The 11110-nt window shown below is 32.1% G+C and carries 9 protein-coding genes; 8 read left to right on the top strand and 1 reads right to left on the bottom strand.

The features are described 5' to 3' along the window. From NH341_RS15285 to NH341_RS15250, 8 genes are all read left to right on the top strand, one after another. The coding region (locus NH341_RS15285; protein ID WP_253057473.1) for a type VI secretion system Vgr family protein at nt 1–1743 on the top strand (1743 nt) is incomplete at its 5' end. A 109-nt stretch (nt 1744–1852) separates the two neighbouring features. Continuing rightward, on the top strand, nt 1853–5101 hold the full coding sequence (locus tag NH341_RS15280) for an HET-C-related protein (RefSeq protein ID WP_159617075.1): 3249 nt from the start codon (nt 1853–1855) through the stop codon (nt 5099–5101). 1 nt (nt 5102) lies between these two features. Continuing rightward, complete coding sequence (locus NH341_RS15275) at nt 5103–5777, top strand: hypothetical protein (RefSeq protein ID WP_253057471.1); 675 nt, start codon at nt 5103–5105, stop codon at nt 5775–5777. Beyond that, nucleotides 5778–6530, top strand: coding sequence for a hypothetical protein (locus NH341_RS15270; protein WP_253057469.1), 753 nt, complete (start codon nt 5778–5780; stop codon nt 6528–6530). A 175-nt stretch (nt 6531–6705) separates the two neighbouring features. Then, nucleotides 6706–6927: a hypothetical protein gene (locus NH341_RS15265; RefSeq protein ID WP_159615606.1), complete on the top strand. Its 222-nt coding sequence runs from the start codon at nt 6706–6708 to the stop codon at nt 6925–6927. Nucleotides 6928–7141: 214 nt separating this feature from the next. Next, on the top strand, nt 7142–7552 hold the full coding sequence (locus tag NH341_RS15260; RefSeq protein WP_159615608.1) for a hypothetical protein: 411 nt from the start codon (nt 7142–7144) through the stop codon (nt 7550–7552). Between the two features lie 57 nt (nt 7553–7609). Next, complete coding sequence (locus tag NH341_RS15255; RefSeq protein WP_253057467.1) at nt 7610–9835, top strand: TonB-dependent receptor domain-containing protein; 2226 nt, start codon at nt 7610–7612, stop codon at nt 9833–9835. Nucleotides 9836–9861: 26 nt separating this feature from the next. Continuing rightward, entirely contained in the window at nt 9862–10227 is a 366-nt protein-coding gene (locus NH341_RS15250) for a heavy-metal-associated domain-containing protein (protein WP_159615612.1), read from the top strand. 36 nt (nt 10228–10263) lie between these two features. Here the strand turns inward: NH341_RS15250 and NH341_RS15245 are convergent, their stop codons facing one another. Continuing rightward, the gene (locus NH341_RS15245; RefSeq protein ID WP_047790553.1) at nt 10264–11100 is read right to left on the bottom strand and encodes a pseudouridine synthase; all 837 of its coding nucleotides are present in this window, start codon (nt 11098–11100) and stop codon (nt 10264–10266) included. Between the last annotated feature and the right edge of the window lie 10 nt (nt 11101–11110).

Below are 11110 nucleotides of genomic sequence, written 5' to 3'. Positions count from 1 at the left end.
CACCATACTTTTGAAGTCGTGGTAGACATAGAAACTGTAGAAGAAGCAGGAAGTTACACCTTGGAAAAATCAAAAGAATGGTTAGGAAAACAATTAACAACTAACGTTTCTGGTAAAGCATTTATAGCTGTTGTGTTAGATGTGTCAATGCGCCATAATGAAATAGGTTTACACGGTGAATTAATACTTAAAGGATTATCTCAAACAGTTTTACTAGAAAATGGAAAACAACAGAAATCTTGGCTAGAAAAAGATTTGGCAAGTATTATTTCAGAGATCATGGATACTACCGCTATAAAAAACAAGATTAATCCAGCATACACTTCAGTAATTCCTTACCAATGCCAATACGCAGAGAGCGATTATAAGTACCTACAAAGATTAGCATATCAGTATAATGAATGGTTTTATTTTGATGGAGTAGACGTTATTTTTGGAAAGCCAGAATCACAAGGTCAAAAACCAATAGAGCTAGAATATAGTAAAGACTTAAAAGAGCTACAAATAAAAACGAAAACGTATAATCCTACTTTAGCAACTTATAGTTACGATCCATTAAATGATCAGTTTTTTGAAGGAGATTTAAAAGTAACTAACGAAGGATTAAACGATTTAGCAAATACAGCACTTAAAGCATCAGAACAAGTTTATAAAGAAGTAAAAGACTTTGGTGTAAGTGATGTGTTTTTACAAGACAAATCATCATTAGATGAGTATTTACAAAAACGATTACAAGGGTTAAGTGCAGGAGGTAATGTGCTTAAAGCAAGTGGAGGAGCGAAAGGACTAAGTTTAGGAAGCGTAATTAAAGTAAGTGCAGCAAAGTATGACGAAGGAAAATATACTGTAAAACAGTATGGAGAATATATTATAACACAAATAAGCCACTTTGCAGATGTAGGAGGAGCATATTCTAATACTTTTGAGGCAATTCCAGCAAACACAAAAAGCTTACCATTAAACGAAAACATAGCACCAGCTGTTGCTAATAATCAAGTAGCGAAGGTAGTAAGTAATAAAGACCCAGAAAGTAAAGGACGTGTACAAGTTCAGTTTTACTGGCAAGAAGCTATTGGAGCAAAAACAGATTTTATTCGTGTAATGACCCCAGATGCAGGGAGCAGTGATCTTACTAAAACTAATAGAGGTTTTGTTTTCATACCAGAAGTAGGAGACCAAGTAATGGTAGGTTTTGAGCATAACGACCCTAACCGTCCCTTTGTAATGGGAAGTATGTTTACAGGTAAAAATGGAGCAGGTGGAGATGAAGAAAATGTAAGAAAGAGTATTATTACGCGAGGTGGACACACTATTGAGTTAGATGACACAAAAGATAAAGAGAAAATAACCATAAAAGACAAAGACGGAAGTATCATAACCTTTGATACTAAAGAAAAATCATTGTTTGTTCAGTCTGCTGAAACTATGGAGTTTTCTGCAAAAAATGTAAAAATAATTGCTGAAGAAAATATCGAACTACAAGCAAAAGGAGAAATAAAAACAGCATCAGAAAAAGACACTTCAATATTGTCAAAAGGAGTGATTAATACCCAAGCAGACAAAGACACAAATATTACAAGTAATTCAAATGTAATTATTGAGGCAAGCAGTAATACCAATATCAAAGGGCAAAATACTACTGTAGAAGGAAAGACAACAACTGAGTTAAAAGGACAGCAAACGAAAGTAACTGGAACAATGACTGAAGTTAATGGTGCTGCTACCAAGCTAAAGTTGGTGTAATACAAAAGGTTTATGGTTAACACTCTTTTTTTTATTTTACTGAGTGACTATAAATAGAATAAAACCAACAGGATAATTGAGTATTTTTTTAACTAATGAATAATAAATTATGCAAGGACCTATAGCAACTTTAGGCAGTATGCATGTATGCCCAATGTGTTCTGGAACCACTCCGCATGTAGGAGGACCCATATCATCATCGGGCGCACCAGGAGCAACACTTAATGGAAAATCGATAGCCTTAATGGGAGACGTTTGTACCTGTGTAGGACCACCAGATGTCATAGCGCAAGGTAATGCAGGGGCTACTATTAATGGTATTCCTATTGCAACTATTAATTGTATGACAGCTCATGGAGGGATGATAACGCAAGGAGAACCCGGTGCTATCTTAACAACGAACAATCCTCAGCCTACGGTAACTATGCCTGTAGAAAAGATTCCTTTTCCTAAAATTACTTTTGTAAATAGGGCTTTAGGTAATACTAAAGAGGCAATTACGAATCAACAAAAATTAAAAGAAGAAGCCCCAAAAACTGTAGAGGAAGAAGATAGTACAGAGGTAACTTTAACGACTACTTTTCCAATAGACCAACTGCACTTTATGGCAAAAAAAGATAGCTTGGTAATGTTTATGGGAATGTTTATTCAAACTTTTGGAATCGATATACCTGCACTAGCTTTTAAAGAATTATATGAAGATGCACAAAGTAAAGCAGGAATATTAAGTCCTACAATTAAAGTGAAAAAACAGCTTACAGCGGGAGGAGGTAAGGCAGCTTTTTACAGCACCCAAGAGGTACAAGAAATTTGGGTTACAGAACAAGTAATAAGAGATGCTGAAAACGATAACGATTTACGTGGTGAACTTATGGTAATGCTTACAGAGGAATATGGGCATTATTTAGATTATTTGTTGCGTAATCATTATGCGCAAACCGAAAAGAAAGACGCACCGTTTAGAGATGAAGGTGCTAAATATACTTATAAATTGTTTTATTTCAACCCTATTGAAAACCATAATCAATATGTAGCGGATGCTACTATTGAAGGTAGAAAAGTACAACTTATATGGGATTTTACAGAAGAACATCAAATACTAAAAGAACATGTAAGCCAGGAACGTCAAAAACAAGAAGATACCACAGATAATTTAGAGTTTTATAAGGCAGGCATTATTGAAGCTCACGGACAATACGGACATGGAAATATTGAAGAGGAAGGGCTAACTGATATTTTAAAAGGTAAATTTCAAGATGATGTAGAAAGAATAACAAAAACTTTACACACTATTTATTTAGGGAATTGGCTACGCGATTTTAGTCAAGCAGTAGATCCTATGATTGTACGTCCGCTTTCTAATGCTATGGAGACAGCAGGTAAAGAATCTCTTGGAGAATCAACCACTAACAATCCTGATACAACCTTACCCCAAAACCATAAATCAAAAATAAAACTACCTGTTGATGCCGAATTTTCGTGGAAAGGTGTCAAACCGACTTATAAAACATTAGAGTTTTATCCTGTAATGCTCTCAGTAAAAATGCTAACTACCATTGTAGAGTTGGCGGCAGCTAAAGAATTTGTACACAAAGGTGATAAAAAGAACGATGATTTAAAAGACTATAGTGGGCATTTAAAAACACTACGTGAACAGTATTTAGAAATAAATGAAGAAACACTTGGGGTATATCGTCCAGAAGAACATATAGATAACCCTAAAAAACTTGGGCAATCTGAAACGGGAGGAAATAGATACGATAAAAATTTATACGACAAGTTTGTAGGGTATGTGCCAGATAATAGTCCATTACATAGTATCAATAAAAGCTACGGAATGAAAAACTACATCCGTAGTCATCAAAAATTCACAGTAGAAGGTGAATCTTATCTTTCTTCATACGATTATATAAAACAGCAACTTAAAAAGGCAGCAAAAGTAGGAGGTTTAAAGGATAATAAGTGCTTGGTGAATTTTGGAGCGGCGTTGCACACTCTTGAAGATTATTTTGCTCATACAAATTATACTGAAGTAGCGTTAATTAAAAATACAGAAGAGTTGGTGTTTCCTTGGGTAGACCGTGTGGTGAATCCTACTAATTTTACGTATAGTTATGAGAAAATTTATGAAGGTAAAGGTTTTAATAAAAAGTATGTAATACTAGATAATTTAGAAAGAATACAGCCCAGTTATGAGAGTATTAATAAACTAGCGTCTTATTTGCCTATTGTAACAGGTACCTTTGGTTTAGTAGATACCGCAGCTAGTGTATTGCCAATTTTAAACGAACACTTTTTTTCTATAGAAATTGAACCTTGGTCAGAGTCTGATCCTGATACATTAAATTTTAGTGATATTTTTATATGGGAAACCTTAAAGGATATTGATGGCTCACAGGCCACAAATTCATCGGGTACTAACGATACTACTTATGCCGAACATTTTGAGAACTTACTCATAATAAGAAGTAATATTAATCGTTTTAAAAATTGGACGCCAGATTTTATTCAAGAAGCTTTTCATTGGATTACAGAGCGTATAAAAGTATTGTTTAGTTTTTCACAGTACTTTATCTTAAAATCTATAGCCATGACTTTGAACGATGCGCAGGTGTTATTAGATAAAGATTTAGATATGATGGAAGCAGGTACATTTAAAATAGGTATTGACCCTTCACATTCGCAACTTGCAAAAGATGATGTAACTAGTCCTGTACATGAGTTGTCTGCTTTAATGGCTGTAGAAGCAGTAAAAGAAGTAGGTAAAAAAATGATGAGAGTATGGGAAGGCAAAGGAAGTGTTGATGAAGTGTATAAAGTGTTGGATAAAATTATGAGGCATCCTGTAGAATCTACTTGGCAAGACCCTATTATACAAAAATGGTTGCAAGAATCGGGTAATCGTGAAAAAGTATGTGAAGCCAGTTCGCCCAGTGTGCTTATTGATAGAACATTTCATGCCATAGAGCATATTGATGAGTCCTTGCATAGAATTAACAGCATATTAATCAACAGCGATATCATAGAAAAAATAGCTGCTTTATTTGAGAGTAAAACCGAAGCCGAAAAAGACGCAACAGCATTAAAGAAAGGAATCAAGTCAGCTATTAATAAGAGTAGAACACAAACAGCAAGAGTAAAAGTTTTGCAAGAAAAGTGGGATAAAAAGTTTGCTAAACCTACAAGTTGTTTAAAACAAACGTATACATATATGGTTCAAGGTGAAGATACACTAGAAGATATTGCAAATAGAGCAAATACTACTGTACCTGTATTAAAAAGGTTAAATCCAGAGATTGAAAATGCGAATACTATTTTTGTAGGAAGAATACTTAAATTACCAAATCCAATTCATTAATATGAAACTGAATTATACAATCTTATTAAGTTTAATGATACTACTATCTTGTTCAGCACAAACAAAGAAAATGAAATCGAAAGCAAAAAACACACCTGAGGTTGCCAAAATGTTGGAAGCCTACGATAAACAAGAACACCGATTAGCTTTTAATGGTTGTGAGATGACCTATAATGAAAAACCTTTTAAACAAGGTATGACCATTGAAGAGCTAATCAATGTTTTAGGCAATTACAGTTCAAGACATAAAATGTTTTACATATGGAAAGACATAGGCATAGTAATTTCTGCTAAAGAAAATCTTGGAATAAATGCTAAATCTAGATATATATATATATATATGAATACTACGGTTAGTGAAGATTACAAAGAAAAATTCAAGCACGAATTAAATCACAAAAAAGACTATTTTTTATTAGAAGGTATGCCCATAGATAAAAATATGCGTGTAATGGATTTTATTGCAAATTCAGAATTCAAATTAAATGATTTTGGGATTTCTAATTATGGGTATGAGTTAGACTACAATTGCAATGGCAAAAAAATAAGCTATCGTTTGGAAGCAGATGGCTTGTGGTTACGCAAAGGAGCTGGGCATTTAACATACAAAGACAAGCCAAACCCTAAAAATGAAAATCCTTTTGAGATGTTGTATATCACTGAAATTAAAGAATAAATGAAAACTAAAACTTTAATTGTTTTAATACTATTTGTACTTATTAGTTGTGTCAAAACGACGAACTATTATTATTGTGATAACATAGAATGTTCAAAAGGCAAGTATACAATCAAACTTAATTCCATAGATTTTTTTAAATATATTAAAGACTCTATAAATTATAGAGTTGAATACGGAAGTAATAAACAAACTCTTTCTGATAAGGGTTTGTTTATTATTGATAGTATAATGAAAACTCATAAATACATATCGGAAAAAGAGAGAAATCTTTTACTAAGCATGAATACAAATACTGAATATGTACAAGGCAAATGGGGAGAAGAGTTTTGTATCAATTATAATTTTAGTTTTAAAGATCCAAAAGAATTAAGAGATTTTAAAATTGCTTTTGCAAAATTGAATATTGCTTGGAATATACCTATTATTGAAGCTTTTTCTGAAAATAAAAATGAATTGTTAGGACGTCTAGATACATTAAAAAATGCAGATTTAATGAAAAAAATATTAACTAATAATAATCGGTATTTGATGAAAAAAAGAAACAAAGTGTTTTTTGTCAAATCAAAAAAAGCTGATTTGAATTTTTCTTTATATAATACAACTTATATGGTTTTCCCTAAAAAGATTAAAGAGGTTCATGGTAATAGTTACAAACTTTCAGAAGACAGAAAACAAATAATAATATCTGATACAATTCGTAATTCACCCAAAAAACAAAAATTGCCATATATAATTTCCCTGGAGTTCTAAGTGTATGTTAACTGAATATTTAAAAGTAAGTGCCTTAATTTAAAATAAAACCATCTTAAAAATGGAGAGATATCCAGCAATAATAAAGATTAAGAGTATAAACATTTTCTAAATATTACCAATTGTAATACAAACTAATTTTTATTAGGAGTATATAGATAAAAACATGCGAGTAATGGACTTTATAGCTGATTCAGAATTTTTACTAAATGATTTTGGGGTTTCTAATTATGGGTATGAGTTAGATTATAACTATAATGGTAAAAAAAATGGCTATCGTTTAAAAGCCGATGGTTTATGGTTACGTAAAGGCGAAGGGCATTTTACTTATAAAGACAAACTTAACCCTGAAAACAATAATACTTTTAGAATGCTATACATTACTGAAGTACGGTAATAATATCTTAAATATAGCCTTTATATCCAAGCAAAATATCAACGCCAGAGGCTACTAAAGAACAACAAGCAGAACGTAAACGTATAGGTGGATGGTAAAGAGATAAAATTAAGTAAGCTATGTTATGAGTTATTGTTTTACAAATAATTTTTAAAAGAGTAAAAGCCTAAGGTTATGAAATGTAAAGTTTTAAAAATTTGTACCTTTGCAAGGCATGAAGAAACATTTTTCTAAAATAACAGCTATAACCTTAGCACTAACAGTGTTGCTATCTACATTCTCTTTTAATGTAGAAAAACATTTTTGTGGTGATTTTTTAGTAGCTGTTTCTTATGTAGGAAGTGTAGCTAGCTGTGATGATGTAGAAGAGGATAGCTGTGAGAGTAAAATAAAAGAGCCATCGTGTTGTAAAGACGATGTAGAGCTTATAAAAGGGCAAACTCAAATTCAGAAATCGTCTGTAGAAAAAATAACCTTTATAAAGGTTGCTACAGCGGTTACTTCATGTGTTTTTAACAGTCTGTTATTTAAAGACTTAGAAAAACAAATTATTCCACATAAACAGTATGTACCACCTAAGTTATTTTTTGACATACAGGTGCTTCACGAAGTCTTTATCATATGATTTACAATTCTTACTAAAAAAATAAGAATTGTATAATATAGTATGATGAATTAAATAATGAAAAAAAACTTCATAATCAGTATTTTTTTACTGATTTCTCTATCACTTTTTGCTCAAAAAGAGTTAAAAGGAGTAATAAAAGATAATAATAATTTAGAAATATTTGGGGCGAATGTATATTGGTTAAACACAAATACAGGAACGACCACCAATGAAACAGGAACTTTTAGTATTCCGTATAAAAAGGAGTATAAAAAATTAATAATAAGTTTTGTTGGTTATAAGACAGATACAATAAATGTTAGCAGTACAAAACCAATCAATCACTATTTAACAGAAAGTAATACGTTAAATGAGGTTGCAGTTTCTGCAAAAAAAAGTTCAACACAAAGGTCGTATTTACAAACACAAAACTTGGTAACTATTAATAGTGATGAGTTGTTAAAAGCCGCTTGTTGTAATCTGTCAGAAAGTTTTGAAACCAATCCGTCAATAGATGTTAATTTTTCTGATGCGTTAACAGGTACAAAACAAATTCAAATGTTAGGATTAACAAGTCCATATTTGTTAATTACTCAAGAAAATATTCCGTCAATTAGAGGAGCAGCACAAGCATTCGGATTAACATTTACACCTGGGACTTGGGTTGAAAGTATTCAAATAACAAAAGGAGCAGGAAGTGTTGTAAATGGTTTTGAAAGTATTTCGGGACAAATAAATACGGAGCTAGTAAAACCATCTACTAATCATAAGTTTTACCTTAATGCTTATGGAGCTTTGGGAGGTAGATTAGAGTTCAATACCCATTTCAATCAAAAAGTGAGCGAAAAGTGGCAAACAGGGTTGTATGTACATGGAAACTATAGAGGAGAAAAATTTGATAAAAACAAGGATAACTTTTTAGACAACCCATTAGTAGAACAAATTAATGTGATGAATCGTTGGCAATATATCGATGCCGAAAAAGGTTGGGTAAGTTTTATCAATTTTAGATATTTAGACGATTCAAAACAAGTAGGAGAAGTTGGTTTTAACCCAGAAGTAGATAGAGGATCAAATACTGTTTGGGGAAGCGAAATTAAAACCAAACGTTTTGATACTTCTGTAAAAGTAGGTTATGTGTTTCCAGATATGCCATTTCAAAATATGGGCTTTCAAGCGGCGTATAGTAACCATAAACAAGATTCGTATTTTGGATTGAGAGATTACAACATTCAGCATCAAAGCTTTTATAGCAGTTTTGTGTTTAGCTCTATTATTGGAGATACTCGTAATAAGTTTAAAACAGGTGCTAGCCTTACGTATGATAACTACGAAGAGTTTATTAGTGAGCTGCTGTCTCCGAATTTTAATAGAAAAGAAAACTCTGTAGGAGCTTTTTTTGAATATGCTTATGACAATGCAGATAATCTTAGTGTTACAGCAGGCGTTCGATTAGACCATCATAACTTGTTAGGGACTTTTGTAACACCGAGATTGCACATGCGTTATGTTCCTTGGGAAAGAGGAGTATTAAGAGCTTCTGTAGGAAGAGGAAAACGAAGCGCGAATATTTTTGCAGAGAATCAACAATTTTTTGCTTCATCACGAGCAATTACTATTGAAAGTTCAGGTGGAAATATTTATGGCTTAGACCCAGAAGAGGCTTGGAATTACGGAGTATCGTTTTTACAAGGATATAAACTATTTGGTAGAAAAGGAGATGTAACATTCGATTTTTATCAAACAAATTTTTCAAATCAGGTAGTAGTCGATTGGGAAAATCCACAAGAAATTTCTTTTTATAATTTAGAAGGAAAGAGTAACGCAAATAGTTTCCAGATAGAAATGAATCAAAATATAATCCCTTATTTTAATACTCGATTCTCTTATAAGTTTTACGATGTTTCTACTGATTATAAATCAGGAAACTTAGCGAAAGCTTTACAAGCTAAACATCGTTTTTTTGCCAATGTATCTTACGAAACTAAAACAGAAAAAAGCGATGCCAGTTGGAAGTTTGATGTAACCTATAACTGGATAGGAGAGCAACGACTACCTAATACAAACAACCAGTTACCAACATATTCAGATAGCTATAACTTATTAAACACGCAAATAACAAAAGTGTTTTCAAAAAAGTTTGAAATGTATGCTGGGGCTGAAAATATTACAAATTACAAACAAAAAAATCCTATACTGGGAAGTGATAATCCATTTGGTGCAAATTTTGATACTACTATTGTATATGCACCAGTTTTTGGAAGTAACTTCTATGCAGGGTTACGATTTAAAATAGATTAATTCAATAAATTAAAAATCAAGAACACATGAAAAATATATTTTTATTAGCAGTTGTTTTATTATTAAGCACATCAACATTTGCTCAGAAGAAGAATGCAAAAGTATCTTTTGAAGTAGACGGTGTTTGTATGATGTGTAAGCAGCGTATAGAAAAAGCAGCGTTAAAAACTAAAGGAGTGAAATTTGCAAAATGGGATGTGAATACTCACGAGTTAAGTTTAATTATTGATGAACGCAAAACAAGTACAGAAACAGTTAAAAAAACTATTGCTGGTGTAGGTCATGACACAAAAGAGTTTAAAGCAACAAAAGAAGCTTATGATAATTTACATGAGTGTTGTAAGTATCGTGATGAGGAAGTGCAAAAAGATCATAAAAAAACAAAGAAGTAATAAAAAAATCCCGAGTTAATACTCGGGATTTTTATGTTATAACATTTGTAAAGTGTTAATTTCTTGTTGCGTTAATTCACGCCATCTACCACGAGGTAAATTCTTTTTAGTTAAACCAGCAAAAATAACACGATCTAATTTTTTTACATGATATCCATAATGTTCAAAAATTTTACGAACAATACGGTTTCTACCAGAGTGAATTTCAATACCTACCTCAGTTTTCTTTTCACCCTCTACGTAAGAAACGGCATCAATAAAAACTTTTCTTCCCTCAATAATTACATCACCACGTAATTTTTCTAAATCAGCAATGGTTAATTTTTTATCTAAAGAAGCATGGTATAATTTACGAACGTTATGCTTAGGGTGCGTTAATTTTTTTGCCAACTCACCGTCGTTAGTAAATAGTAATAAACCAGTAGTATTTCTATCTAATCTTCCAACAGGGTAAATTCGTTCTCTAGTGGCGTTTCCTACTAATTCCATTACAGTTTTACGACCACGGTCATCTTCCATAGTAGTAATGTAATTTTTAGGTTTGTTTAATAAAACGTAACGTTTCTGCTCCATAGAAATTAAAGTTCCATCAAAACGAACTTCATCAGTAGGCTGCACTTTGTAACCCATTTCCGTAACTAATTTCCCGTTTACAGAAACACTTCCGTGTTCAATATACGTATCTGCTTCTCTACGAGAACAAATTCCTGAATTAGAAATAAATTTGTTCAAGCGAATTCCTGTATCCTCAGTTTTTTTCTGAGTAGGTTTATTGCTTTTTGGTTTTCTGAAATCTTTTTTGAATTGATTTTTTCCTTGAGGATTGCTGTTACGTCCAGCTTGTCGTCCTCTCGACGAGTTTTTTGAATTCATAATTAAATTT

Source organism: Tenacibaculum sp. XPcli2-G (assembly GCF_024124505.1).
In the GTDB taxonomy this organism is placed as follows: domain Bacteria; phylum Bacteroidota; class Bacteroidia; order Flavobacteriales; family Flavobacteriaceae; genus Polaribacter; species Polaribacter mesophilus.
The sequence above is the reverse complement of the archived record's forward strand: the minus strand, read 5'-3'. Positions and strand labels throughout refer to the sequence as shown.

What these genes read in the sequence shown, in the direction of transcription:
- NH341_RS15270 (WP_253057469.1), top strand. Translation starts at nt 5,778, where the DNA reads ATGAAAACTAAAACTTTAATTGTTTTAATACTATTTGTACTTATTAGT.
- NH341_RS15255 (WP_253057467.1), top strand. Translation starts at nt 7,610, where the DNA reads ATGAAAAAAAACTTCATAATCAGTATTTTTTTACTGATTTCTCTATCA.
- NH341_RS15280 (WP_159617075.1), top strand. Translation starts at nt 1,853, where the DNA reads ATGCAAGGACCTATAGCAACTTTAGGCAGTATGCATGTATGCCCAATG.
- NH341_RS15260 (WP_159615608.1), top strand. Translation starts at nt 7,142, where the DNA reads ATGAAGAAACATTTTTCTAAAATAACAGCTATAACCTTAGCACTAACA.
- NH341_RS15250 (WP_159615612.1), top strand. Translation starts at nt 9,862, where the DNA reads ATGAAAAATATATTTTTATTAGCAGTTGTTTTATTATTAAGCACATCA.
- NH341_RS15245 (WP_047790553.1), bottom strand. Translation starts at nt 11,100, where the DNA reads ATGAATTCAAAAAACTCGTCGAGAGGACGACAAGCTGGACGTAACAGC.
- NH341_RS15265 (WP_159615606.1), top strand. Translation starts at nt 6,706, where the DNA reads ATGGACTTTATAGCTGATTCAGAATTTTTACTAAATGATTTTGGGGTT.
- NH341_RS15275 (WP_253057471.1), top strand. Translation starts at nt 5,103, where the DNA reads ATGAAACTGAATTATACAATCTTATTAAGTTTAATGATACTACTATCT.